This is a genomic window from Pseudomonas beijingensis (assembly GCF_030687295.1).
In the GTDB taxonomy this organism is placed as follows: domain Bacteria; phylum Pseudomonadota; class Gammaproteobacteria; order Pseudomonadales; family Pseudomonadaceae; genus Aquipseudomonas; species Aquipseudomonas beijingensis.
In genome coordinates this window covers 4,329,173-4,356,057 of sequence record NZ_CP117425.1, presented here as the reverse complement: position 1 = coordinate 4,356,057, position 26,885 = coordinate 4,329,173, and the positions used below count along the sequence as shown (strand labels likewise).

General features: G+C 60.7%; 16 protein-coding genes and 3 pseudogenes. 14 read left to right on the top strand and 5 right to left on the bottom strand.

Translation table 11 applies throughout. The features are described 5' to 3' along the window. The first annotated feature begins 41 nt into the window (after window positions 1-41). Together PSH84_RS19535 and pgm are read left to right on the top strand one after the other, a co-directional pair. Window positions 42-1,440 (top strand): annotated as a pseudogene (locus PSH84_RS19535) (aminotransferase class I/II-fold pyridoxal phosphate-dependent enzyme). 91 nt (window positions 1,441-1,531) lie between these two features. Beyond that, window positions 1,532-3,179: pseudogene (pgm, locus tag PSH84_RS19530) on the top strand (phosphoglucomutase (alpha-D-glucose-1,6-bisphosphate-dependent)). A 150-nt stretch (window positions 3,180-3,329) separates the two neighbouring features. Here the strand turns inward: pgm and PSH84_RS19525 are convergent. Further along, window positions 3,330-4,025, bottom strand: a complete 696-nt coding sequence (locus PSH84_RS19525; RefSeq protein ID WP_122566926.1) for a pirin family protein — start codon at window positions 4,023-4,025, stop codon at window positions 3,330-3,332. Between the two features lie 236 nt (window positions 4,026-4,261). Here PSH84_RS19525 and PSH84_RS19520 point away from each other — a divergent pair, with 236 nt between their 5' ends. Beyond that, window positions 4,262-6,724, top strand: a complete 2,463-nt coding sequence (locus tag PSH84_RS19520) for a UvrD-helicase domain-containing protein (RefSeq protein WP_305481611.1) — start codon at window positions 4,262-4,264, stop codon at window positions 6,722-6,724. Between the two features lie 112 nt (window positions 6,725-6,836). On the opposite strand, the pseudogene PSH84_RS19515 reads toward PSH84_RS19520, so the two are convergent. Both PSH84_RS19515 and PSH84_RS19510 read right to left on the bottom strand, forming a co-directional pair. Continuing rightward, a pseudogene (locus PSH84_RS19515) lies at window positions 6,837-7,116 on the bottom strand (DUF1652 domain-containing protein). Window positions 7,117-7,309: 193 nt separating this feature from the next. Beyond that, window positions 7,310-8,773 carry an MFS transporter gene (locus PSH84_RS19510; protein WP_305481610.1) on the bottom strand — a complete coding sequence of 488 codons (1,464 nt, stop codon included), beginning with the start codon at window positions 8,771-8,773 and terminating at the stop codon, window positions 7,310-7,312. Window positions 8,774-8,905: 132 nt separating this feature from the next. Here PSH84_RS19510 and PSH84_RS19505 point away from each other — a divergent pair, with 132 nt between their 5' ends. From PSH84_RS19505 to PSH84_RS19475, 7 genes are all read left to right on the top strand, one after another. After that, window positions 8,906-9,802: a LysR family transcriptional regulator gene (locus PSH84_RS19505; protein WP_305481609.1), complete on the top strand. Its 897-nt coding sequence runs from the start codon at window positions 8,906-8,908 to the stop codon at window positions 9,800-9,802. Between the two features lie 341 nt (window positions 9,803-10,143). Further along, the gene (locus tag PSH84_RS19500) at window positions 10,144-11,598 is read left to right on the top strand and encodes a serralysin family metalloprotease (RefSeq protein WP_122566922.1); all 1,455 of its coding nucleotides are present in this window, start codon (window positions 10,144-10,146) and stop codon (window positions 11,596-11,598) included. A gap of 125 nt (window positions 11,599-11,723) precedes the next feature. Next, window positions 11,724-12,152 carry an AprI/Inh family metalloprotease inhibitor gene (locus tag PSH84_RS19495; RefSeq protein WP_354338954.1) on the top strand — a complete coding sequence of 143 codons (429 nt, stop codon included), beginning with the start codon at window positions 11,724-11,726 and terminating at the stop codon, window positions 12,150-12,152. Window positions 12,153-12,288: 136 nt separating this feature from the next. Further along, entirely contained in the window at window positions 12,289-14,088 is a 1,800-nt protein-coding gene (locus tag PSH84_RS19490) for a type I secretion system permease/ATPase (RefSeq protein ID WP_305481608.1), read from the top strand. Next, on the top strand, window positions 14,085-15,419 hold the full coding sequence (locus PSH84_RS19485; RefSeq protein WP_122566920.1) for an HlyD family type I secretion periplasmic adaptor subunit: 1,335 nt from the start codon (window positions 14,085-14,087) through the stop codon (window positions 15,417-15,419). Before PSH84_RS19490 ends, PSH84_RS19485 begins: the two co-directional genes overlap by 4 nt. Before the next feature lie 14 nt (window positions 15,420-15,433). Then, window positions 15,434-16,783 carry a TolC family outer membrane protein gene (locus tag PSH84_RS19480; RefSeq protein ID WP_122566919.1) on the top strand — a complete coding sequence of 450 codons (1,350 nt, stop codon included), beginning with the start codon at window positions 15,434-15,436 and terminating at the stop codon, window positions 16,781-16,783. Between the two features lie 160 nt (window positions 16,784-16,943). Beyond that, window positions 16,944-18,797, top strand: a complete 1,854-nt coding sequence (locus PSH84_RS19475) for a polyurethane esterase (RefSeq protein ID WP_305467073.1) — start codon at window positions 16,944-16,946, stop codon at window positions 18,795-18,797. Window positions 18,798-19,056: 259 nt separating this feature from the next. Here PSH84_RS19475 and PSH84_RS19470 read toward each other — a convergent pair whose 3' ends face one another. Then, window positions 19,057-19,281: a YgdI/YgdR family lipoprotein gene (locus tag PSH84_RS19470; RefSeq protein WP_053119970.1), complete on the bottom strand. Its 225-nt coding sequence runs from the start codon at window positions 19,279-19,281 to the stop codon at window positions 19,057-19,059. Window positions 19,282-19,504: 223 nt separating this feature from the next. On the opposite strand from PSH84_RS19470, the gene PSH84_RS19465 reads away from it, so the two are divergent. The 3 genes from PSH84_RS19465 (at window position 19,505) to PSH84_RS19455 (ending at window position 25,774) form a co-directional block, all read left to right on the top strand. After that, window positions 19,505-21,352, top strand: coding sequence for a VRR-NUC domain-containing protein (locus PSH84_RS19465; protein ID WP_305481607.1), 1,848 nt, complete (start codon window positions 19,505-19,507; stop codon window positions 21,350-21,352). Next, window positions 21,349-23,679 (top strand): ATP-dependent DNA helicase, encoded by a 2,331-nt coding sequence (locus PSH84_RS19460; protein WP_305481606.1) that lies wholly within the window; start codon window positions 21,349-21,351, stop codon window positions 23,677-23,679. Before PSH84_RS19465 ends, PSH84_RS19460 begins: the two co-directional genes overlap by 4 nt. A gap of 166 nt (window positions 23,680-23,845) precedes the next feature. Further along, the gene (locus tag PSH84_RS19455) at window positions 23,846-25,774 is read left to right on the top strand and encodes a hybrid sensor histidine kinase/response regulator (protein ID WP_305467069.1); all 1,929 of its coding nucleotides are present in this window, start codon (window positions 23,846-23,848) and stop codon (window positions 25,772-25,774) included. Between the two features lie 69 nt (window positions 25,775-25,843). Here the strand turns inward: PSH84_RS19455 and PSH84_RS19450 are convergent, their stop codons facing one another. Then, window positions 25,844-26,074, bottom strand: a complete 231-nt coding sequence (locus PSH84_RS19450; RefSeq protein WP_122566914.1) for a hypothetical protein — start codon at window positions 26,072-26,074, stop codon at window positions 25,844-25,846. Window positions 26,075-26,225: 151 nt separating this feature from the next. Between PSH84_RS19450 and PSH84_RS19445 the strand changes: the two genes are divergently transcribed. Continuing rightward, window positions 26,226-26,762 carry a hypothetical protein gene (locus tag PSH84_RS19445; protein ID WP_122566913.1) on the top strand — a complete coding sequence of 179 codons (537 nt, stop codon included), beginning with the start codon at window positions 26,226-26,228 and terminating at the stop codon, window positions 26,760-26,762. The last annotated feature ends 123 nt before the right edge of the window (window positions 26,763-26,885 follow it).

Here is a 26,885-nt window from a genome sequence, read left to right as displayed (position 1 = left end):
GCGACCTGGCCGACGACAATTCGCTCTCCTGGCGTGATCCCATGAAAGGTTGCCGGGAGACAGACTTCGCCTACCAGGCGGTTTATCGCTACCTGACCACGCTGATCAACGAACTGGAGGTTGATGCGCGGGTGCGCCTGCCTTCGTTGCGGCAATTGGCCGAGCGTCTGAATGTGTCGATATCTACCATCCAGTACGCTTATTCGTTGTTGGAGAAGGAAGGGCGGGTGTACTCAATCGCCAAGTCCGGTTATTACGCGCTGCCGGCGCCCACCATGACTACCCTGGACGGTGGTGACGATTTGCTCGAAACCTTGTACGTCAATGCCCGGCGACCGGGCATGCGGGTGCTCAGTGCGGATGAGCCGGCATCGATGCAGCCGTTGGACAGCCCGATGTTGTTGCTCGAGCGCGAGCTGCTGCGCCAATACCCGCGCTCCTCGCAAACGCCCTCGCAACCTTGGGGCGAACTGGAGCTGCGCACCGCGCTGGCGGCCCGCTACACTTCGTCGCCGGCCCGTTGTTGGAATGCCGATGACGTCTACATCGGCGCCGACCTGCGGGGTGTCCTGGAGATTCTGATTGCCGTACTGGCACTCCGGGGCGCCACGGTGCTGATCGAATCGCCCTGCGACTGGGCCGTGTTGCGCCTGCTGCAGGCAGCCGACATCAACATCATCGAGCTGCCATTGCTGGCGAGCGGGGAAATCAACATCGAGCAGTTGGAGGAACTGCTCGAGAGCGAAACGGTACGCCTGGTGATGCTGTCCTCAGTCCTGAACATGCCCACGGGTTCGCTGGTACCTGAAGGGAACCGTCGCACCATCGCCCATTTGCTGGAACGGCACGGCACCTGGGTGTTGGAGAACGATAGCCATACAGATCTGGCGTTCGAGGCCGGGGCGACGCCTTTTCGGGACTTGCTCGACCCGGACCGGTTGATCGTCTATTCCACGTTCGAGAAGACCATCGGTCCAGAGGCGCCGTATGGCTACGTGTTGTCGCGCCAGTTGACCCTGCACCTGCAGCGACATTTCCTGCTGCGCGCGTTTCGCCTGTCACCCATTCGCCAGAAAGCCATCGCTCGGCTGTACAGCAACGGTCGGATTGATCAGCATTTGCTGGTATTGCGACGCCTGCTGCGCGAAAGCGCGGTTTCCACTACACAATTGCTGTGCGAGCGGTTGGGGGATAGCCTGCAATGGGTGGAGCCCCAAGGCGGCGCGACGATCTGGATGCGCTCGACGCGACGGGTTGACTTGCGGCGGGTTTTCCACCGGCTGCTGGCCCAGCGCATCGTCATCGCACCCGGGGGAGCTGTTCAGCCTTCATGGCCTGTATGGGCAACATATGCGTCTGACCCATGCGCTTAATGGGCCCCAGGACCTTGAGGCGGCACTCTGCGCGCTGGCCGATGCCCTGAGGCTCGAACAATCGTAATCGGCGGCGATGGATCGAACCCGTCGCGCCATGGTCGAACTGTCAGTAAACTGCACCCCATTTCCCGAGCCACTCCACTCAGAGGTTTTGCATGACAGTCAGTCCATTTGCGGGCAAGCCGGCACCGGCAGAGTTGTTGATCGATATCCCGCGACTGGTGACGGCCTACTACACCGGCCGACCCGATGCCTCGGTTGCGACCCAACGCGTGGCTTTTGGTACCTCCGGTCACCGTGGTAGCTCCTTCGACCTGGGCTTCAACGAGTGGCACGTGTTGGCAATCAGCCAGGCGATCTGCCTGTACCGCGAAGCCCCAAGGCATCGACGGGCCGCTGTTTGTCGGTATCGACACTCACGCGTTGTCGACTCCGGCGGGCGCCAGCGCATTGGAAGTGTTCGCGGCCAACGGCGTGACTGTCATGATCGCTGAAGGGGATGAATACACCCCGACGCCAGCGGTTTCCCATGCCATTCTCTGCTACAACCGTGGTCGCACCTCGGGCCTGGCGGACGGTATCGTTATCACACCGTCCCACAACCCACCGCAAAGCGGTGGCTACAAGTACAACCCCACCAACGGTGGCCCTGCCGATACCCATATCACCAAGTGGATCGAAGCCAAGGCCAACGAACTGCTGGCCAACCAGCTCGCCGGCGTCAAGCGTGTCAGCTACGAGCAGGCCTTGAAGGCCGATACCACCCACCGTCACGACTACGTCAACACTTACGTGGCGGACCTGATCAATGTCATCGATTTCGATGCCATCCGCGCCGCCGGGTTGCACTTGGGCGTCGATCCGTTGGGTGGTGCGGGCGTGCGCTACTGGCCGGCCATTGCCGAGCATTACCGCCTGGACCTGGACGTGGTGAACACCCACGTGGATTCCACCTTCCGTTTCATGACCGTCGACTGGGACGGGCAGATCCGCATGGACCCATCCTCCAGCCATGCGATGCAAGGGTTGATTGGCCTGAAAGAGCGTTTCGACGTGGCCTTTGCTTGCGACCCGGACCATGACCGCCATGGCATCGTAACGCCGTCCGGCGGCCTGTTGGCGCCGAACAATTACCTGGCGGTGTCCATCGACTACTTGTTCCAGAATCGCCCGCAATGGCGTGCCGATGCTGGTGTGGGCAAGACGGTGGTCAGCAGCGGCCTGATCGATCGCGTTGCCAAGCGCCTGGGGCGCGGCCTCTATGAAGTGCCGGTGGGCTTCAAGTGGTTTGCCGACGGTTTGTTCGATGGTTCCCTGGGCTTTGGCGGTGAAGAAAGCGCCGGTGCTTCGTTCTTGCGCAAGGATGGCGGTGTCTGGAGTACCGACAAGGACGGCCTGATTCCGGCGTTGCTGGCGGCTGAAATGACGGCGCGCACCGGTCGCGACCCGAGCCAGGCCTACCGTGCCTTGACCGACGAGCTGGGCGAACCGTTCTCGGTACGCGTCGATGCCAAGGCCAATCCGCAGCAGAAGGCACTGTTGAGCAAACTATCGCCGGATCAGGTGACGTCTACCGAACTGGCGGGGGAGAAGATCCAGAGCATCCTCAGCCATGCGCCGGGCAATGACCAGGCCATCGGCGGCCTGAAGGTCATGACCGAAAACGGCTGGTTCGCGGCGCGTCCGTCCGGTACCGAGGATATTTACAAGATCTACGCCGAAAGCTTCATTGGCGATGCGCACCTCAAACAATTGGTGGCTGAGGCGCAAACGTTGGTGGATGGGGCGATTACCAGCAAGTGATCCGTTAGCAAGTCTTGCTCCAACTTGTGGCCAGGTGATTCATGTGGGAGCAAGGCTTGCCCGCGATACAGACGATGCGGTATTTCAGAAAACGAGGCGCCTACTTCGCGAGCAAGCTTTGCTCCCACAACCCTCTCGCCACAAGATTAATCAAGCCAGGTCTACGAGCACGATTTCGCTGTCTTCGACCGCAGTCACCCGCAGAAGCTGTTCATCTTCAATCGCAACACCATCTCGAGCTTGTGCACGCAAACCATTGATTTCTATCAATCCTGTGGCAGGTACAAGATAGGCTCGTCGTCCGGCATCCAGTCGGTATTCCGCACTTTCACCCGCCTTGAGGTTGGCCGCTACCAGCCGGGCGTCGGCGCGAATTCGCAGGCTTTGGTCGTCGCCGGCCTTGCCACTGGCTAACGTCACGAAGCCTTCGCGCGAGTCCTTGGGAAACGGTTTAGCGCCCCATGACGGTGCCAGGCCTTCTTCATTGGGAATGATCCATATCTGGAAAATGCGCGTGGCCGTCGATTCCAGGTTGTACTCGCTGTGGGCGATCCCGGTGCCCGCGCTCATGACCTGGACATCGCCAGCCTCCGTACGGCCCTTGTTGCCCAGGTTGTCCTGGTGGCTGATCGCGCCTTCGCGCACATAGGTGATGATTTCCATGTCCCGGTGCGGGTGTTGAGGAAAACCGCTGCCGGGGGCGATGACATCATCGTTCCAGACGCGCAGGTTGCCCCAGTGCATGCGTTGCGGGTCGTAATACTCGGCGAACGAAAAATGGTGGTGGGCATCCAGCCAGCCATGGTTGGCGGCGCCCAAGGTGGCGAAGGGCCTGAGTTCGAGCATGTTCGTGTCCTTTTCGCTGGGAGCGAAAGCGAGGGTTGATGGGGCTATTTTGTCCAAGCAAACCATCGATAAAAAGCGTAAAAAACGCGTCAAAACTATCGCCTATTTAGATATTAAATCGTGAGCCAACTTTCACTTCATCGCCTAAACCTATGACTTAAAAGCTTTTGGGTGGAACCTGGCGGCAAATACAGACACCATAGCCGTCATGGTTCATGAACACCGGAGTCCCCAGCGTGTCGCAACACACTCCTGATCTTCCCCCTGAGCTTTTACCCCTGGCCCAAATGCCGTTGCTCAAGCGCCTGGCCGCTCGGTTATTCGGCCATGGCCTGACGCGCCTGCGCGCCCAGCACCGAGCGTCCTGGTTGCACGGCCAGGCCGATGGTTTTCGCAGCGGCCATACCGCCGGTTTCGACTATGGCTATAAGGAAGGCCGGGCCGAAGGGCTTGAGGAGGGCCGCCAGGTCCTGTTGATCCGTGATTCCCGCAGTACGGAGCATCCGGCACCGCAGGTCGATGATTTGCTGTTCGATGACTGGCGCCTGCCGCTGACTGCCGAGCTGAAGAAACGCATCAAGGCGGATGTCGCCCGATTGCTGCCAGCGCACGCACAACCAAGTGCTGCGCAATGGAAGATGATTTTCAGCGACACACCGTCTACCTCGGTGGTCGCCGGGGCGGGTGCTGGCAAGTCGACGACCCTGGTGCTGCGTATTGTGTTGCTGTCCCACTACTTGGGGTTCGAACTGGACTCAATGACCGTGGTGACATTCACCCGGGAATCGCGCAAGGACTTCATTCAGAAATTGATCGAAGTGTTTGCCCTGTGGGGGCGAACCGTCAGCCTCAAGGACGCCCGTGACTTGGTGCGCACGTTCCATTCGCGCATCTTGCCCATGGTCCGTAGCCTGCCCGGGTTCGAGCGCCTCCAGGCCTTCGAGACCCTGAGTCATCGCGCCGGAGCGGACGACGACGCCCAAGGCAATCCCTTTGAACTGCGTATCAACGATGTCCAGCGCCGGCAACTCAACGCCTGTTATTACAACCTTTACCAGAGGGACGCGCGTTTCCGTGAGCTGATCCAGCCATTGTCCCGTCACGCCCTGCAACTCAAGGAGCTGGAGCGCGATCACCCTGATGTGCAAAAACGGGTGGCCGTGACCGAGCTGGCGGCCCAGCGCGACGAGGAATTGTGCGACGCCGTCGAAGACCTGTGGTTTCGCGCCGGTGCCTGGCCAATCAAGGGCATCGAGCCAAAACGACAAACCTTCGAAATCAATGGTTCGACATTCCACTGCCATGGCTACGCACCCTCACTGGATGCCTGGGTGATGCTGGGGTTCGATCCGCGGGAAGATGCCCGGCTCAGTCGTCCGGGTGCCAAGTTGAGCATCCGCGCGGAGTGGGCGGTAAAGCGCACCTTGTTTCAAGCTTTCTGTCGTAAGCCGCTGATCTGGCTCGAAAGTTACGAAGTATCCAAGCGTGTAGTGGCATCCATGGCCGGCGACGCCAGCGCTGGTCCCGGGTTCGACTATAAGGTCAAGGGTGAGCTGGGTTCGGCGCCATTGCTCGACTGTTTTGTCGCGGCGGCGGGATTTATCGAGAACCTTGGCCTGGACGTTCCGGATGCCGTAGGCCGGATGTCTTTTGCCCAGGATGATCCCGACCGGTATTTCTTCGAAGCGCTGAGCCGCTACTGGCGGGCATTCGAAGACCATTTGCTTGATCAATCGCCACCGATCATGACCTACAACCGCATGTTCGCGTTGTTCAGCGAGCACTCGCCGGAAAATTTCAAGTTGCTGGGTGATGCCTTACTGAGGCCGCTTTCGCACCTGATGATCGACGAGTTCCAGGACGTGTCACCGCAGATCGTCTCCTGGCTTCGCGCCAGTCTTCGGGAAGTCCGCAGCCGTGGGCCTGTGCTGCACGTGGGGCGCGGCGCCCAGCGTTCTTCCTTGTTGTGTGTCGGGGACGATTGGCAATCGATCTATGGCTGGCGCGGCAGTTCGCCGAGCTACTTCATGGCGTTCAACAAGCAATTCCCGTCACCCGCGACAACCCGAGTCATGCTTACGGACAACTATCGCAGTCACCAACACATCATCGATGCGGCCGAGCACATCGTGCGCGCGGCTGCGGCTATTCCGGGCAAAAAAGCCAAGGCCAGCGGTATGCCTCGCTCGCTGAGTCCGGTCAATGTGTTGGATCGAGACGATGAAGGGCTGGCCCTGCGATTGGATGAACACTATCGCAAAGGTGATTCCATCCTGATGTTGTATCGAAAAAGTAGCGATAAGTTACTGATAGAAAAGTATATTCATCCAATAGTTAATGTTGATTCTAGCTTGCCGTACGATGCCCGGCGGCTCAGGCAAATGACTTACCACAGTGCCAAGGGGCTCCAGGCCGATGCGGTGTTTTTGTTGGGCGACTGCCAGCACCTGAGCAGTTCGCCTTACAAGAATCAGGTTTATCGGATGGCTGGGCTGGGGCAGGACGGAGATGCTGAGCCTTACGACACGGCGCAAAAAGATGAAATTTTGCGTTTGGCGTATGTGGGGATCACTCGTGCAGTGCAGCATTGTTATTGGTATGTCGATGGGCAGGATGGGCAGGCGGCCAATGGGCCGAAGGCTTCGGATCGTGTTGCGGCGGACAAGCCTTTTTTTGCTGACCACCGGCGTAAAGGATAAGGATGTGTACGGGTGCGGATATACACCCAAAACCCAAAACCCAAGCCCAAAAAAACGGCGCCTTCCACAAAAGAGGAAGGCGCCGCTTTTTAAATGATCAACATCACCCTTGTCAGGAAGCAAACCGCCGCAACCCCACCGGTGGCACAAACGCTTCCAGCTCGGCCTCTACCGCGCTCGATTATTCGCTCCACATCCGGCGCATTCATCACCGTCGCGCAGGGGATCCCCGCAATGGCGATCATCGTCTCGCCGCTGGCACGGTCAAACAACCGGGCAACCATACTGCCAGGCGCATCCATGCTCGCTTCGAATCCCATGGGATGGAAGTGCCAGCGCATCAACTGGCAAGCGTTGGGGAACGTAACCTTGCTGAAAGATCCTTTATTCATGTGTTGCCCGCCTTCTTCAATCGAGCGCTTCCTTTTGCTCATGTCAGGAAGGAAGAGCCATCATGGCTCTACCAGTGAGAACTAAAAATAGCACCTGAAAATGAAGCTCATGTGGATTTTTTCAGTCCGTTTTGCGATTGGTTCACTTTTTTTGATCCGGATCACGACTTAAGCGGCAATACTCAGAATGCCATCACACTTGGCTACGGGTGTCCTTGGCTTCGCCGAACTGCTCTGGCACGCGGTATTTCAAGGCGATGACCACGGCCAGGATCGCCATCGCCAGGGCGACGGCGAAGGTCGTGTGCAACCCGTTCGTCACGGCCTCGGGGCTGGCGCGGGTGATGTCATTTGTCGCCGCTACAGTCGCAAACACCGCGCCGAGCACGGAGGCTCCGGTGAAGAAACCCAAGTTGCGCGACAGGTTGAGCAGCCCGGCTATGACACCCCGCCTCTGGGCGGCCACATCGGCCATGACGGCCGTGTTGTTGGCCGTCTGGAAAAACGCGTAGCCCAGGGTCGTGACCACGATGGCGGTGATATAGCCGGCGATGCCAAGGGCAGGGGCAACCAGTGACAGCATCAGGCAGCCGAGGGCCATGGTCGCCAGGCCGGCGAGTCGCATGGGCTGCACGCCGAACCGGTCCGCCAGGCGTCCGGCAGGCACTCCGGCCAGCGCTGCGACGCACGGCCCTGTCGCCAGCACCAGCCCGACGAGGGCCGCTGGCAGTCCGAGGGCGATGGACAGGTAAAAAGGCCCGACCAGCAGCGTCGCCATCATGATCGTTGCGACCAGGGCGCTCGTCGCCAGGCCCGAAACCAATGACTTGTCGCGAAAGACTGCCAAGGGAATCAGCGGCGACACGGACCGGGACTGGACCCGAACGAACAGCCCGCCGCCCACCAGCGCGGCCAGTAACAACGCAACATTCAACCCGCCAAAGTTTCCGCGCCCGGAGGTCATGGCCAAGGCATAGGTGGCGAGCGTCAACGCCAACAGCACTGTGCCGGTGATATCGAAGCGAGTCGCTTCAGCCTTCGGCGGCACTTGCCGCATCGGTAGCGCGTACCACGCCAGCCCTAACGTCAGCAGGCCGAGGGGGAGGTTGACCAAAAACAAGGCCTGCCAACCGAACTCGCTGATCAGCAGGCCGCCGAAGGACGGCCCAAAGGCCGTGCCCACCGCCGACAGCGTGGCCAGCAGGCCCATGGCGCTGCCGGTTTTCTCCTGGGCGACTGTTTCGCCGACCAGGGCCAGGGTCAGCGTCATCATGATGGCAGCCCCCAGGCCTTGCAGTGCCCGACCCGCGACCAGCAACCAAAGCGAGGGAGCCAGGCCGCACAACGCCGAGGCCAAGGTGAACAGGGCGATACCGACCAATAGCAGCTTGCGACGACCCATCAGATCGCCCAAGCGGCCGACGCTGACAATCAGCGTGGTCATGGCGAGCAGATAGGCCAGCACCACCCATTGCACCTGTTGGAAAGAGGCATCGAGGACCTGGGCCAGCGTCGGCAACGCCACTGCGGCCACACTGGCGCCCAGGGAGGCCAGCAACGTTGAGAGCGCAAGGCTGGCCAAAGCCCAGCGAGGTGAAAAGAGCCGGTTTGCGGTTGCGGTTGCCGGCGGGTTTGGTTGCGTGTTGATGGGTTTCATCGTTTCACCTGTATCCGTGGCGCTCTAAACGGCGCTGTCAGAACATTACAGCTGGGCATAACATGGCGGAAGACGCAGCGTTTGCAGGTTATAGCTGCACCAGACGCCATCTACTCAACTTGAGACTCCGCCATGTCTTCGCCTGACCTCAATCTACTCGTCACCCTCGATGTGCTGCTCTCGGAAGGCAGCGTGGCCCGCGCCGCCCGACGGTTGCGGCTCAGCCCATCGGCCATGAGCCGGGCATTGGCGCGGTTACGCGAAACCACCGGTGACCCGCTGTTGGTAAGGGCTGGGCGAGGGCTGGTGCCGACACCCCGTGCACTGGAGTTGCGCGAGCAGGTCAGCCAACTGGTGCTGCAGGCCCAGGCGGTGCTGCGGCCAGTGGCGACCCCGGACCTTGGCCGGTTGAACCGTACGTTCACGCTGCGCACCCGTGAAGGATTCGTGGAAAACTTCGCCATCGACCTGATCGCCCGTATCCACGAGCAAGCGCCGGGCGTGCGGTTGCGTTTCGTGGAAAAGACCGACCGGGACAGCACGGCGCTTCGCGAAGGCACCGTGGACCTGGAGACCGCCGTGGTGGACAAGGACACCAGCCCGGAACTGCGAACCCAGGCGTTGTTCAGCGACCGTTTGATTGGCGTGGTGCGCACGGGTCACCCGTTGAGCCACGCGGCGGTGAGTGCCCCCGGTTATGCGGCGGGCGTGCATGTCGGCGTCTCGATGCGCGGCCTGGACCATGGCCTTATCGACCAGGCCCTGGCGGCGCTGGACCTGTCCCGGGAAATCGTCACCACCGTGCCAGGTTTCTCTTCGGCGTTGGGGCTGGCGCGCTCCAGCGACCTGATTGCCAGCGTGCCTGAGCGCTACACCACCAGCCTGCGGGTCGGTCTGCACAGTTTCGCGCTGCCGTTCCCGGTGCCTGGATTCACGATCGCCATGCTCTGGCATCCGCGAATGGACGCCGACCCCGTGCATCGCTGGCTTCGGGGCTGTTTGCGGGAAGTGTGCGCAAGTAAACCATAGTGGTCTTAGTAGATATTCATTAATAGCACTTCGCTGGCACTTAGTTGGCGAAAGTGCGGCGCCGTGCGCAAATGCCTAGTTATGGATATTTAATATTTAAATAGAGTTTTGTCCGACAATCTGTAACTCGGGCAGTTGAGCGTGCGCACTAAGAAGGTAGAAACCTATTGTTTCTGGGCGTTAAGGGAATCGACGTGAAATTGATCGAAAAAATTGCTAGACGTTTGATTTCAAATTGTGTCAGGTTTCTTGCGTCCTCATTGGGCGAGTGATAGGACGATCTCGCCAGAGATCGCCTGTCTGACTAAAACTGTTCCATTAGCAAACAAGGAAGTGTGTTTATGTCGAAAGTCAAAAACAGCGCTATTGATTCTGCCGAACAACTGCTCTGGGCTCCGCAATTGGCGGCGCCCAGTAATGCGTTCAACCAGATCAATAGTTTCAGCCATCAATACGACCGCGGCGGCAACCTGACCGTCAACGGCAAACCGTCGTACTCCGTCGACGAGGCGGCCACTCAATTGCTGCGCGACGGCGCGGCTTACCAGGACCGGGACGGCAGCGGCAAGATCGAGCTGACCTATACCTTCCTGACGTCTGCCTCTTCCAGCACCATGAACAAGCATGGGATCAGCGGCTTCAGCCAGTTCAGCGTCCAGCAGAAAGGCCAGGCCGCCCTGGCCATGCAATCCTGGGCGGACGTGGCCAATGTCACCTTCACCGAAAAAACCAGCGGTGGCGACGGTCACATGACCTTCGGCAACTACAGCGGCGGCCAGGATGGCGCCGCGGCGTTCGCTTATCTGCCGGGGACTGGCGCCGGTTATGACGGGACGTCCTGGTACCTGATCAACAGCAGCTACACCCAGAACAAGAACCCGGACCTGAACAATTACGGCCGCCAGACCCTGACCCACGAAATCGGTCACACCCTCGGCCTGGCCCACCCGGGTGACTACAACGCAGGTGAAGGCAGTCCGAGCTACGATGACGCCACCTATGGCCAGGATACCCGTGGCTACAGCGTCATGAGCTACTGGAGCGAAAGCAATACCAACCAGAACTTCAGCAAGGGCGGCGTCGAAGCCTACGCCTCGGGCCCGCTGATGGATGACATCGCGGCCATCCAGAAGCTCTACGGTGCCAACACCACGACCCGTACCGGCGACTCGACCTACGGTTTCAACTCCAACACCGGCCGCGATTTTCTCAGTGCCTCTTCGTCGTCGGACAAAGTGGTGTTTTCGGTATGGGACGCGGGCGGCCGCGACACCCTGGATTTCTCCGGGTTTACCCAGAACCAGAAAATCAACCTCAATGACGCCTCGTTCTCCGACGTGGGGGGCATGGTGGGTAACGTGTCCATCGCCCAAGGGGCAGTCATCGAAAATGCTATCGGCGGTTCGGGCAGCGACTTGCTGATCGGCAATGCGGTGGCCAACGAACTCAAGGGCGGTGCCGGCAACGATATCCTTTGGGGCGCCGGTGGCTCGGACAAGCTTTGGGGCGGCTCGGGTTCGGACACTTTTGTGTTCGCCGCCAGTTCCGACTCACGGCCGGGGGCGACGGACCAGATCCTCGATTTCGTCAGCGGCCTGGACAAGATCGATCTGACGGGCATCACCAAGGGTGCGGGCCTGCATTTTGTCAGCGCCTTCACCGGTGCGGCGGGGGATACGGTGCTGTCGACATCGGGTGGCAACAGCCTGTTGTCGGTGGACTTCTCCGGGCACGGCGTGGCTGACTTCCTGGTCAGCACCGTCGGCCAGGCAGCCGTTTCGGACATCGTGGCGTAATGCTGAAATCCCTGTAGGAGCTGCCGCAGGCTGCGATCTTTTCGCTTGAGACTCAAGTGCTAGGGGAAAGATCGCAGCCTCGCTTCGCTCGACAGCGCCTACAGGACCCAGCCAGGATCAAGCCAATGCGTAGAGAATCGATGCCCTGTAGCGTTCAGGCAACCGCCGGGTTGCTCGCTACGTTGATGATGTTTTGTGGAGAAGTCGCCATGGCGCGCAGCCTGTTGTTAGCAGAACCCTCGCAGTTGGCCGGTCAGTGGCAGGCCGTTCTGTCGAGCCCGCAGGACACTGCGCAAAGCCAGGCGATGCAGGACAAACCATCCAACACCTGCCTTGTCGAGCTCAAGGCGGACCAAACCCTGGGCGGACAAACCGAATGCCTGGGCCACTGGCTGGGGGATGAACCGGTCCATTGGTTTACCGAACCCGATGGTCTTTCCCTGATTGGCAGACAGAACTCTAGAGTGCACCTGGGGTTGCGCCAAGAACATCATTATCAGGTCACTTTGAAGTCCGGCCTGACACTCAGGCTTGAGCGGCCGATCCAGCGTTAACAAATTGTTACGATTGTCCCAGGGCGAGACGCGTATGTTCAATCAGGCGTGCGCATCGGCCGGGGCCGATTGAATAATTAAAGATTGGTAGTGCATAACAGCCGGATATCCGGCGAAGCCAACAGCAGGAAGATCCATGACTAAGAGCCGGGGCGCTGTCGCCGTGCCGTTGTTTAAAGCGCTGGGCGCTTATAAACACATTCTGATCAGTGTCGGTTGTTTTACTGCATTGATTAACGTCTTGATGCTTGCGCCGTCGATATACATGCTCCAAGTGTATGACCGCGGGTTGTCATCCCAAAACGAAACCACCCTGGCGATGTTGTCGTTGATGGTGGTCGGGTTCTTTGTGTTCATCGGACTGTTGGAAATAGTGCGCAGCTTCATTGTCATCCGCATCGGCAGTCAGTTGGAAAGACGCTTCAACCTCCAAGTGTACAAAGCTGCGTTCGAGCGCAATCTGTGTCAGGGCGAGGGCAATGCAGGGCAGTCCCTGGGCGACCTTACCCATGTTCGCCAATTTGTCACGGGACCTGCATTGTTCGCGTTCTTCGACGCGCCATGGTTCCCCATTTACTTGCTCGTGATTTATCTGTTCAACGTCTGGCTCGGTGTATTCGCCACCGTCGGCACACTGCTGCTGATCGGCCTGGCCTGCCTGAACGAAGCCATGACCAAAAAAACGTTGGGGCAGGCCAGTGTCTACTCACAACGGTCCAGCCAACTGGCCACCAGCCATTTGCACAATGCCGAGACCATCCAGGCCATGGGCATGCTCGACGCGCTACGCAGCCGCTGGTTCGCCGTGCACTCGCGTTTTCTCGGTCTGCAAAACCAGGCCAGTGACACCGGCGCGGTGATCAGTGCCTTGAGCAAGACTCTGCGTCTGTGCTTGCAGTCGCTGGTGCTGGGGTTGGGCGCGCTGTTGGTGATCAAGGGCGAGATGACCGCCGGAATGATGATTGCCGGCTCGATCCTGATGGGCCGGGTGTTGAGCCCCATCGACCAGTTGATTGCCGTGTGGAAGCAGTGGAGCGGAGCCAAGCTCGCCTATCGCCGCCTCGATGCGCTGTTGCAGGCTTACCCGTCACAGGATGATGCGATGGCGCTGCCGCCGCCCAAGGGCCAGCTGAGTTTCGAGCAGGTGAGCGCTGGCCCGCCGGGGCAACGCAATGCCACCCTGCAGCAGGTCAGCTTCAGCCTGGCGGCGGGGGAAGTCCTCGGGATTCTGGGGGCTTCGGGCTCCGGTAAATCCACCCTGGCTCGTGTGCTGGTCGGCGTGTGGCCGACACTGGGGGGAAAGGTGCGGCTCGATGGGGCGGATATTCATCGCTGGAATCGCGACCAGCTCGGCCCGTATATCGGCTATCTGCCCCAGGACATCGAGCTGTTCAGCGGCAGCATCGCCGAGAACATCGCCCGCTTTCGCGAGGCCGACCCGCAAAAAGTCGTCGCCGCCGCGCAACAGGCCGGCGTCCATGAGTTGATCCTGCGCATGCCCCAGGGCTACGACACCGTGCTGGGGGAAGACGGCAGCGGTTTGTCCGGCGGGCAGAAGCAACGGGTCGCCCTGGCCCGGGCGATGTACGACCGGCCGAGCCTGGTGGTGCTCGACGAGCCCAACTCCAACCTCGACACGGTTGGCGAGGCCGCGCTCGCCGGGGCCATTGCGCAGATGAAGGCCCAAGGCACCAGCGTCGTGCTGATCACCCATCGTTCCTCGGTATTGGCCCAGGCCGACAAGTTGCTGGTGCTTGATGAAGGTCGGCTACAGGCCTTCGGCCCGAGCCAGCAGGTGCTGCGGGCACTGTCCGGGCAGCCGGATTCACAGGGCAACGCGCCGCGCCATTCACCGCCAAACGGCCCCCCGGCGACCCCCAACGGACTGAGCATGAGTCGCCAGTACCAGGCAGTCGGCAAACCGGGTGGCGTATGAGCAAGGAGTGCGAGATGAATCTCGAATTGGCCCAGGACTTCGAGCGCCCGGAGCGCGACGCCCGTTTCTTCACTCGCATGGGCTGGGTACTGGCGTTGGTGGGGGCCGGCAGTTTTTTCACCTGGGCCAGCCTGGCGCCGCTGGACCAGGGCATCCCCGTGCAAGGCACCGTGGTGGTTTCCGGCAAGCGCAAGGCCGTGCAGTCGATGAGCGGTGGTGTGGTCAGCAGGATCCTGGTGCGCGAAGGCGAGGTGGTGAAGCAGGGCCAGCCGCTGTTCCGCTTGGACCAGACCCAGGCCGCCGCCGATGTGCAATCGCTGCAAGCGCAGTACCGGATGACCTGGGCCAGCCTGGCGCGTTGGCAAAGCGAGCGGGACAACCTGTTGCAGGTGAGCTTCCCGGCAGAGTTGAGTCGCGATCCCGATCCACGCCTGGCCCTGGTGCTCGAAGGCCAGCGGCAACTGTTCAGCAGTCGCCGCGAAGCCTTCGCCCGGGAGCAGGCGGCGTTGCGCGCCAACATCGAAGGGGCCACGGCGCAACTGGCAGGCATGCGCCGGGCCCGCAGCGACTTGACCGCCCAGGCTGACTCCCTGCGCCTGCAACTGGGCAACCTGCAACCCTTGGCGGACAACGGCTACATCCCGCGCAACCGCCTGCTGGACTATCAACGCCAGCTGTCGCAAGTGCAGCAGGAACTGGCGCAGAACAGCGGCGAAAGCGGGCGAGTGGAGCAGGGGATCGTCGAGTCGCGCCTGAAGCTGCAGCAGCACAACGAGGAATACCAGAAAGAGGTGCGCAGTCAGTTGGCCGAGGCCCAGCTCAAGAGTGAAACCCTGCAACAGCAACTGAAATCCGCCGGGTTCGAGCTGCAACACAGCGAGATCCTCGCCACCGCCGACGGCATCGCCGTGAACCTGGGGGTGCACACCGAAGGCGCGGTGGTGCGCCAGGGCGACACCTTGCTGGAAATCGTCCCCCAGGGCACGCGGCTGGAAGTGGAAGGGCATCTACCGGTGCACCTGATCGACAAGGTCGGCCCGCATTTGCCGGTGGACATCCTGTTTACCGCCTTCAACCAGAACCGCACGCCGCGGGTGCCTGGGGAAGTCAGCCTGATTTCCGCCGACCAGATGCTCGATGAGAAGACCGGCGCGCCGTACTACGTGCTGCGCAGCAGCGTCAGCGACGTGGCGATGGACAAGCTCAACGGCTTGGTGATCAAACCCGGCATGCCGGCCGAAATGTTCGTACGCACCGGCGAGCGCTCGTTGCTCAACTACCTGTTCAAGCCGCTGCTCGACCGAGCAGGCTCTGCGTTGACCGAAGAATAAGGAAGCCTGGCGGTATGAAGCGTTTCTATTGGGTGGCCGTGCTGGCCGTTTCCGTGTGCAACAACGCCTGGGCCATGGGGCCCTTCGAGTTCTATGAGCAGGCGCTGCGCAATGACCCGGCCTACCTGGGCGCGATCAAGGAGCGCGATGCGGGCCTGGAGAACCGCGCCATTGGCCGCGCCGGGCTGTTGCCGCATTTGGGCTATAGCTACAACAAGGGCCGCAACCAATCCAAGGTCACGTACCTCAATGACCGTGGTGCCAGCCAGCATGACGATCGCAACTACAGCAGCTACGGCTCCAGTCTGACGCTGCAACAACCCTTGCTGGACTACGAGGCATACGCGGCCTACCGAAAGGGCGTGGCCCAGGCGTTGTTCGCCGACGAAAGTTTTCGGGACAAGAGCCAGGCGCTGTTGGTGCGGGTGCTGGGCCAGTACACCCAGGCGTTGTTTGCCCAGGACCAGATCGACATTGCCCAGGCCAAGAAAAAGGCGTTTGAGCAGCAATTCCAGCAAAACGAACAGCTGTTTCGCCAGGGCGAAGGCACGCGCACCGACATCCTCGAGGCGCAGGCGCGCTATGAACTGGCAATCGCCGAAGAAATCGAGGCGAGGGACGAGCAGGACGCCGCCTTGCGTGAGCTCGGCTCGCTGATAGGCGTCCCGGCCCTGGATATCGGCGACCTGGCCCCGTTGCACGACACCTTCCAGACCTTTGTCTTGCAACCGGCCAGTTTCGACACCTGGCATGAGTTGGCCGTGAGCAATAACCCCAGCCTGGCGTCCCAGCGCCAGGCGGTGGATGTGGCGCGCTTCGAGGTCGAACGCAACCGCGCCGGACACCTGCCCAAGGTCAGTGCCTACGCGACGATGCGCCAGAACGAATCGGAAAGTGGCAACACCTACAACCAGCGCTACGACACCAACACCATCGGCCTGGAAGTCAGCGTGCCGCTGTATGCCGGCGGTGGGGTCTCGGCGTCGACCCGTCAGGCCAGCCGCAACATGGAGCAGGCCGAATACGAGCTGGAGGCCAAGACCCGCGAGACGCTGATTGAACTGCGCCGTCAGTTCAGCGCTTGCGTGTCGGGGATGAACAAACTGCGCGCCTACCAGAAGGCCCTCAGCTCCGCCGAGGCGCTGGTGGTATCGACCCGGCAAAGCATCCTTGGTGGCGAACGGGTCAACCTTGACGCACTCAATGCCGAGCAACAGCTCTACACCACCCGCCGCGACCTGGCCCAGGCCCGCTACGACTACCTCATGGCCTGGACCAAGCTGCATTACTACGCCGGCACTCTTGGCCCGCAGGACTTGGCGAAGGTGGACGAGGCGTTTGTGTCCCAGGGGGCAATTCAATGACCAGCGCGTTGCCTTTGTGACCAGGGATTGCTCCCGCTGGGTTGCGCAGCGGCCCCAAAAAGCCTGGGAGCGCTTCGCACTCCAGCGGGAGCAATCTCTGGCCACAAAAAGCTGTACCACCCGGTTCTAGCATTCCAACAACAAAAAGAGGGCAACAACCATGGGTATCTACGACTACAAGAACTTCGGCACCACCGAATCCAAAGCATTGGTCAGCGATGCGATGGCAATCATGCTGTATTCCTATCACAACCTCGACAACGGCTTTGCCGCCGGGTACCAGGACAACGGTTTCGGCGCCGGATTGCCGGCGACCCTGGTCACCGCGCTGTTCGGCGGCACTGATTCCCAAGGGGTGATCCCCGGCGTGCCGTGGAACCCCGACTCGGAAAAACTCGCCTTGGAAGCGGTGCAAAAGGCCGGTTGGACGCCCATCAGCGCCTCGCAACTGGGCTATACCGGCAAGGTCGATGGACGGGGGACGTTCTTCGGCGAGAAGGCCGGCTACACCACGGCGCAGGCGGAGATCCTTGGCAAGTACGACGCCGATGGGCATCTGACGGAAATCGGTGTGTCGTTTCGTGGCACCAGCGGCCCAAGAGAGAACTTGATCGTTGACTCCATAGGCGATGCGATCAGCGATTTACTGGCGGCCTTCGGACCGAAGGATTACGCCAAAAACTACGCGGGCGAAGCCTTCGGCAATCTGCTCGCAGACGTCGCCAAGTTTGCCCAGGCCCATGGCCTGACCGGCGCGGACGTGCTGGTCAGCGGTCACAGCCTGGGTGGGCTGGCGGTCAACAGTCTGGCGGACTTGAGCACCAGCCAATGGTCGGGCTTCTACGCCGATGCCAACTACATCGCCTACGCTTCGCCAACCCAGAGCAGTACCGACAAGGTCTTGAATATCGGTTACGAGAACGATCCGGTGTTCCGCGTCCTGGATGGTTCGACGTTCAACCTCGCGTCGTTGGGAGTGCACGATGGGCAACAGGAGTCGGCCACCAACAACATCGTCAGCTTCAACGACCACTACGCTTCGGCGGCATGGAACGTGTTGCCGTTCTCGATTCTCAACATCCCCACTTGGATTTCCCACTTGCCCAGCGGCTACGGCGATGGCATGGGCCGGATCATGAGCTCGGCGTTCTACGACCTCACCGAAAAAGACTCCACCGTTATCGTCGCCAACCTGTCAGACCCCGCGCGCGCCAATACCTGGGTGCAGGACCTCAACCGCAACGCCGAAGCCCACACCGGCAGCACGTTCATCATCGGCAGCGACAGCAATGACCTGATCCAGGGCGGCAAGGGCAGCGACTACCTGGAAGGCCGCGCCGGCAACGACACCTTCCGCGATGGTGGTGGTTACAACGTGATACTGGGCGGGCAGGGCAGCAACAGCCTGCAACTGCAGCAGTCGGTGAAGGATTTCAGCTTTGCCCATGACGGGGCCGGAACGCTGTACATGCGCGATGCCCATGGCGCGATCAGCATCACCCGCGACATCGGTACCTTGGTCAGTAAAGAGCCCGGATTATTCTGGGGACTGCTCAAGAATGAGGTGAGCCATAGCGTCACCGCCAATGGTTTGGTGGCGGGCGGCAATCTGACCGCGTATGCGTCTTCGGTCAAGGGCAGTGCGGCCAACGACACCCTGGTGGCGGGAGCAAAGGGGGACTGGCTGTTCGGTCACGACGGCAACGATGTGCTGGTGGGCGGCGCGGGTAACGACACCTTCGTTGGAGGTGCGGGCAACGACCTGATGCAATCGGGCGGTGGCAGCGACACCTTCCTTTTCAACGGTGCGTTCGGCCAGGACCGGATCAGTGGTTATGGGGCGGGGGACAAGCTGGTGTTCCTTGGCGTACCCGGCGCCGGGGCAGGCCACGACTACAGCGATTACCTGTCACAAGTGGGCAATGACACGCTGCTTAAGGTCGGCGACAGTTCCGTGACCCTGGTAGGGGTTGGTATCGGTCAGGTTGGCGGCGACGGGATCGTATTCGCCTGATATCGCTATCGCGAGCAAGCTCGCTCCCACAGGGGATCTCGGGTGTATGCAAGATTTGTGTTCACCCCCGAAGCTGTGTGGGAGCGGGCTTGCCCGCGAAGGGGCCTGAACATTCAACATCATTGCAAGCTGATCCACCGCTATCGCGAGCAAGCTCCCACAGGGGACTTCGGGTGTACGCAGTATTTGTGTTCACCACCGGTCTTTTGTGGGAGCGAGCTTGCTCGCGATGGCGGCCTACCAGGCGAATCACAGGGAATCAGTCTTCCTTGCGAATGGTCGCCACATCATCGGCGCGGACCCGGACTTTCCTGCCGGAAATGTCCTCGAACTCGTAGAAACCGTCGGCGGTGCGGGTGTTGGGGGTGTCCTTGGTCAAATACTGGGTACCGTTTTGCAAGGTCACTACCGTGGGCGACGCGCAGCCAGCCAAAGCCATAAATGCCACGGCGACCAGGGGCAGGCCCAGAAACCTGATGTTCATAACCATAACCTCTCAATCAAAAGGACACGGAGCAGCTGATTCGACCGCGCCATCACATTAGCTAACCGCCATTGGTCTCGCTTGCCGTAGGAAAGTTCATCGCTAGCTGAAGGATTTCACCTTAAATATAGGAGACCGTTCATCTTTTGCGGTTGCCTGAGTGGTTTACAGCTGTTATCTGTATGCATAACCAGTACCCCGACACCCCTTGGCGTTTCTTCCCGTGGCAACCCGTTCTCTCGACGATCCGTTTTATTACCTGATCAACTTCCAGCAAGTGCTCGCCTGGTTGACCCAGCGTTATACCGATGTGCTCAGCGGCGAAGAACAGCGCTTCATTGACGATTTCGCAATGCTGCCCCGTGCCTCCCAAGCCTTGCTGGTGCGGATGGTGATGCGCAAGGGGCTGCGGTTCCGTCATAGCAAGTTGAGTTACCCGGAAATCGGTGACATCGATGCCGCCGTCACGCCGCTGCTGGCGCTGGGTTGGGTTGAGGAACAGGCGCCCATCGGGCTCGTTGAACTGTTCGAAGTGCTGCTCAAGGCGGAAATCCTCCTGTGCCTTGGCCACTTGATTGAACACCCCAAGGCGAAAAAGACCGAATGGCTCCAGGCGCTGGATGATCACTCAAACCACTTTCAGCCGTTCCGGGCCTGGTGTCCGCAGCTCGACGACCGTTTGTACAGCCTGACGATCATGACTCTGTGCGACAGGCTGCGCTTGATGTTCTTCGGCAACCTTTACCAGGATTGGTCGGAATTCGTCCTGGCGGACCTGGGGATCTTCACCTACGAAACCGTTGAGTTCAGTGCCGAGTCACGGGGCTTGCGCAGTCGTGAAGACGTCGATGCCTGTCTGTTCCTGCACGACTGCCAGCAACGCTTCGAAGCCGGCGAGCCCCTGGAAGCTGTCGTCGCCCAGGTCAACGAGTTGTCCTTGGATAATCCCTGGCTGGAGCGGCGCCGGGGCAAGTTGTTGTTTCAGATCGGCCAGCACGGCGAGCGCATCGGTGATTTTGCCTTGGCCTTGTGCATCTATCGCGATTGCACCTACCCGGGCGCCCGGTTGCGAAGGGTCCGGGTGTTGGAACGTATCGGCGAGTTCGCCCTGGCCCTTGAACTGAGCGAGGCGGCGGCGCAGGCACCGCAAAGCGCCGCCGAGACCCAGGCTCTGCTTCGGATCGTGCCTCGCCTGCGGCGCAAGCTGGGCGGCCCGCCGGTGCCACGGGCCATGGCCCGGGAAGTGGAGCGTCTGGAACTGCACTTGTCTCGCGTCGATCCTAGCTTGTCAGTGGAATACCACGTCCAGGCCCACCTGCACGATGAAGCCGCGCCGGTGCATTACGTCGAGAACAGCCTGATCAATTCACTGTTCGGCCTGCTGTGCTGGCCGGCGATCTTCGCGCCGCTGCCGGGCGCGTTTTTCCACCCGTTCCAGCGCGGGCCGGTCGACCTGCTCAATGAGGATTTCCATGCTCGTCGCGCCGAGTTGTTCGTGGCCTGCCTGGCGGAGTTGGACGATGGCCGCTATCGGCAGACCATCTACCGCCGTTACGTCGAAAAGTGGGGCGTGCAATCGCCGTTCGTGTTCTGGGGCGCGTTGTCCGAGCCTTTGCTGGAGCAGGCTCTCGATTGCCTGCCGGCCGAGCATCTCAAGCATTGGTTCCAGCGCCTACTGCTGGACATCAAGGCCAACCGCGCCGGCATGCCGGACTTGATCCAGTTCTGGCCGCAGCACAAGACCTACCGCATGATCGAAGTCAAAGGCCCTGGCGATCGCCTGCAAGACAACCAACTGCGCTGGCTGGAGTTCTGTCACGAGCACCGGATGCCCATCGCCGTTTGTTATGTGCAATGGGCAGAGTCCCCCATCGCGAGCAAGCTCGCTCCCACAGAGGGTGAACCATCCCAGCACACCTGTGGCAGTGAGGTCGGGGACGAACCATCACCGATCATTTGTGGGAGCGAGATCGGGGACAAACCATCACCGGTCACCTGTGGCAGTGAGATCGGGGACGAACCATCACCGATCACTTGTGGGAGCGAGCTTGCTCGCGATGGGGCCCCATGAGCCTGGCACCCAGCTACAGCATCGCCGTACGAGCGCTGTGTGAGTTCACCGCCAAGGTGGGCGACCTCGACCTGCGCTTCACCCCCTCGCCGACAGCCCTGGAAGGCATCGCCGGCCATCGCACCGTTGCCTCGCGGCGAAACGAGGGTTATCAGGCTGAAGTGGCCCTCGAAGGTCACTACCAAACATTGACGGTCAAAGGCCGAGCCGACGGCTATGACCCCGTCCGCCAGTGCCTTGAAGAAGTGAAGACCTATCGGGGTGACCTGAGCAAACAGCCGGCCAACCATCGCCAGTTGCATTGGGCCCAGGCGAAGATCTATGGCTGGCTGATGTGCCAGAAGCTGCAGTTGCCGCACATCGACGTGGCCCTGGTGTATTTCGATATCGTCAGCGAAAAGGAAACCTGCATCACCCAAGGCTTTGAGGCGGCGCAGTTGCACACCTTCTTCGAAGGGCAATGCGCGTTGTTCCTGGCCTGGGCCGAGCAGGAAATGGCCCATCGACAGGCGCGCAACCTCGGCGCGCAGGCGCTGGTCTTTCCCCATGCGGGTTTCAGGCCCGGGCAACGGCACTTGGCCGAGTCGGTGTTCAAGGCGGTCAGTACCGGCCGCTGCCTGATGGCACAGGCGCCCACTGGCATCGGCAAGACCGTTGGCACCTTGTTCCCGATGCTCAAGGCCCTGGCACCGCAGCAACTGGACAAGGTGTACTTTCTCACGGCGAAAACCCCAGGGCGCAAGCTGGCCCTGGACGCGGCGCGCGTGATCACCGACAGCGCGCCGTCGATGCCGTTGCGGGTGCTGGAAATGATCGCCCGGGACAAGGCCTGCGAACACCCGGACAAAGCCTGCCATGGTGAATCCTGCCCGCTGGCCCGGGGTTTCTATGACCGCCTGCCGGGCGCCCGGGCAGCGGCGAGCCGGGTCACCTTGCTCGATCAGGCGGCGTTGCGCGAGATTGCCCTGGCCCATGAGGTGTGCCCGTATTACCTCAGCCAGGAAATGGCCCGTTGGGTCGACGTAGTGGTGGCCGACTACAACTATTACTTCGACTTCAGCGCCTTGCTCTTTGGTCTGGCCCAGGCCAACGGCTGGACCGTCGCGACCCTGGTGGACGAGGCCCATAACCTGGTGGAGCGCGGACGGCAGATGTACAGCGCGACCCTTGACCAGGCCACGCTGAGCAGCGTGCGCAAAACCGCCCCCGAACCGCTGAAGAAATCCCTGGAGCGGGTCAATCGCCAGTGGAACGCCTTGCACACGCCTCAGGTGGCGGCCTATCAGGCCTATGGAAAACTGCCGGAAAAGCTGCTCCAGGCTTTGGCCACCTGTACCACCACCATTGGCGATTATCTCAACGATCATCCCCAGGGCCTGGACAGCGGCTTGCAGGCGTTCTACTTCGACGCCTTGCAGTTTGGCCGGGTGGCGGAGACCTTCGACGAGCACTTCCTGTTCGACATCCACAAGCGCGAGCTCGGTCGCCAGCGAAGCTTGTCGACGCTGTGCCTGCGCAACGTGGTACCGGCCGCGTTCCTGCGACCCAGGTTGACGGCGGCCCGCAGCGCCGTGCTGTTTTCGGCGACTCTGAGCCCTCGGCATTACTATGCAGACTTGCTGGGGACGCCGGGCGACACGGTGTGGATCGATGTCGAATCACCGTTCAAGGCCGAGCAGTTGGACGTACAGGTTGTCAGCCGCATTTCCACGCGATTTACCCATCGCCAGGCGTCCCTGGAGCCGATTGTCACGTTGATGGCCCGCCAGTTCAGCGAGCGTCCGGGCAACTACCTGGCTTTTTTCAGCAGCTTCGATTACTTGCAGCAAGTGGCCGCGCTGTTGGCCGAGCGACACCCGCAGATTGCTCTCTGGACGCAATCGCGCGGCATGGGCGAAGCCCCTCGGCAGGCATTTCTCGAACGCTTCATGGAACACAGCCAAGGTATTGGCTTTGCGGTGCTGGGCGGAGCGTTCGGTGAGGGCATCGATTTGCCGGGCTCTCGCTTGATCGGCGCTTTCATCGCCACCTTGGGGCTCGCGCAGTTCAACCCGGTCAATGAGCAGATGAAACAACGCATGGCGGCGATCTTTGGCGATGGCTATGACTACACCTACCTGTACCCCGGGCTGCAAAAAGTTGTGCAGGCGGCTGGCCGCGTCATCCGCACCCAGCAGGATCGCGGGGTGGTGATGCTGATCGATGATCGGTTTGGCGAGGCCAGGGTGCAGCACTTATTGCCGCGCTGGTGGTCTGTCACTCAGGAAGCACACTCCGCCACCTGTGGGAGCGAGCTTGTTCGCGATAGCGGTCTGTCAGTGACGTGAAGGCTGGCTGAAACACTGCTATCGCGAGCAAGCTCGCTTCCACAGGGGAATTGAGTAGGACTTGGGTTGTGAGCAGTCTGAAGACTTGCTGATTCGCTCAATCATTTTTCCTGACGCCAGACTTGTTCCATACTCCGCAAAAAATCCATACGGATGCCCCGGCCAGATGCTTGAGAATGCCCCCAAGACCCCACTCATCAACGAGGAGCAGCGCTTTCGCCTGCTCATCGACGCGGTGGTCGACTACGCCATCTACATGACCGACCCGTCGGGCATCATCACCAGCTGGAACTCCGGTGCCAAGCGTTTCAAGGGTTATGATGAGTCCGAGATCCTCGGCCAGCATTTCTCCCGTTTCTACACCGATCAGGACCGCGCCGCCGGTCTGCCGCAACGGGCGCTGGACACCGCCCTGCATGAGGGGCGTTTCGAAGGCGAGGGCTGGCGGGTGCGCAAGGACGGCACGTTGTTCTGGTCTCATGTGGTGATCGATCCGATCATCGACAGCCAGACCGGCACCTTGCTCGGCTTCGCCAAGATCACCCGCGACCTGACTGACCGCAAGATGGCCGAGGAAATCCTCAAGCAAAGCGAGCAGCAGTTTCGCCTGCTGGTGCAAAGCGTCACCGATTACGCCATCTACATGCTCGACCCGCAAGGTCAGATCACCAACTGGAACCTGGGGGCGCAGCGGATCAAGGGTTATCTTCCGGTGGAAGCCATCGGCCGGCATTTCTCGATGTTCTACACCCCCGAGGATCGCGATGCCGGCGAGCCGCAGCGCGCGTTGAGCATCGCTGCCAGCGAAGGGCGTTTCGAGAAAAAAGGTTGGCGCATGCGCAAGGACGGCACACGCTTCATGGCCCATGTGGTCATCGATGCGATCCGCAGCGATACCGGTACACTGTTGGGGTTTGCCAAGATCACCCGCGACATCACCGATGCCACCCAGGCCCAGCAGGCCCTTGAGCAGGCCCGTGAGGCGCTGTTCCAATCCCAGAAGTTGCAAGCCATCGGTCAGCTCACCGGCGGTATCGCCCATGATTTCAATAACCTGTTGACGGTCATCCTCGGCAACCTGGAAATCTTGCGTAAGCGCATGCCCGGCGATCCGAAGCTCACCCAACTGCTGGATAACGCGACCCAAGGCGCGCTGCGCGGTGTTTCGCTGACCCAACGTATGCTGGCGTTTGCCCGCCGGCAGAAACTGACCTATGAATCGGTCGAGCTGTCGACCCTGGTGCAGGGTATCAGCGGCCTGCTGCAAAGCTCCCTGGGCCCGTCGATACACATCCAGACCCGTTTCGCCGAGGCGCTGTCGCCGGTGCTGGCCGATGTCAACCAACTGGAACTGGCGATTCTCAACCTGGCGACCAATGCCCGGGACGCCATGCCCCATGGGGGCCAGATCATCATTGCCGCCGATGAGCGGCAAGGATCTGATGCCGGGCTGGACAAGTCGATGGCTACCGGACGCTACGTTTGCCTGACGATTACCGATGAAGGCGAGGGCATGGACGGCGTCACGCTGGCCTCGGCCGTGGACCCGTTCTTCACCACCAAGGGCGTTGGCAAGGGCACGGGCCTGGGACTGTCCATGGTGCATGGCCTGGCGGAACAGCTGGGCGGCCGACTGATGCTCAAGAGCCAGAAAGGCCTCGGTACCACTGCCGAGTTGTGGTTGCCTGTGGCTGACGATCCGGCGGTTGGCAAGGCGGCAATCGAGGCGGCGGCGCTGCCGGTCCATGAGTTGAAAGTGCTGGTGGTCGACGATGACAGCCTGGTGCTGACCAGCACGCGACTGCTGATCGAAGACCTGGGGCACCGCGTCCTTTGTGCGCCATCGGGGGCTCAGGCACTGGAACTGCACGAGCGCAACCAGGACATCGACCTGGTGATCACCGACATGGCCATGCCGCAGATGGACGGCGCGCAGTTGGCGAAATTGTTGCGCGACCGCCAACCGAGCCTGCCCATCATCCTGGCCACCGGTTATGCCGAACGCTTGGAAGGGTTCGCCACGCAACTGCCTCGATTGATCAAACCGTTCAAGCAAATTGACCTGATGCAGATCATTGGGCAGACGATGAAATAGATACGGATCCCAGGTTGAATGCAGCTCCCCTGGCCACAGGGGTATATGCCTGCCCGCAAAGGAATGGGCTTATTCAGTGTTCTTTTTGAACCCCCGCAAATTCATCGCACACAAGCAGAACTGCAACACGATCAATGCATAGGCGTGGGTATGCAGCCCCCAGACCACCCACAAAATGTTGCTCGCGATAAAACAACTGAACCCCGCCACCCTGCGTCGGGGTTGGCGTGAGCCGATCAACCAGGCCGCCAGCACCGTGACGACCATCGCCGGCCATTGCACCCATCCAAGATAATCCACATAACCGTCCTCTTGCCCTTACATCCTAGAGACCCTGACGGTGGGGCAGCGTTTCCTCGGACTTCACTGCACCTGCGGTCCATTGGCTTGAACTTGCCGCGCATCGGGTTCTTCTAATGAGTTCGAATCATCACCGAGGCACGCCTGCGCAATGCCCAGAATACTCACCGGGCCGACCCCGGACGAAGAACTGACAGAACACAATGCCAAATTGTTTGGCTCGCCCAAGGAGCGATTGGATTTCTATCGCCGGGAGATCCAGTACGAAACCAGTATCCTGGCCAATCGAACCGATGCTTACCTGGCCGCCCAATCGTTCCTGGTGATCGCCTTTGCCTCATGCATGGCCAACCTGAACCCGGAGTGGGGCAAGTTGTTCACGCTGATCGTGCCGCCATTCCTGGCCTTGCTGGGATTCCTGAGTTCGCTCAACGCCTGGCCGGGGATCAAGGCGGCCTACGAAATCATTGATCATTGGCATTTCAAACAGAGCGAGTTATTGCGCGCCGAACCCTTGATGGGCCTGGCCTACGACGAATCGCCGCTGTTCAGCAAACGGGAGTCGACCCACAAGGGCTACCGCAAGTCGTTGCTGTTCTCGCTGCGTACACCCTGGATCTTCGCCACGTTCTGGGTGCTGCTGGGGGTGTATTCGGTCTTTATCCAAGTGAGCGATCCTGGCGGTTGAGACACACGCGTTGAAGTGGGACATCATTGTGGCGAGGGGATTTATCCCCGCTGGGCTGCGAAGCGGCCCCCTCATTCATCTGATACACCGAAGCGTCAGCTCCATGGGCCGCTTCGCGCCCCA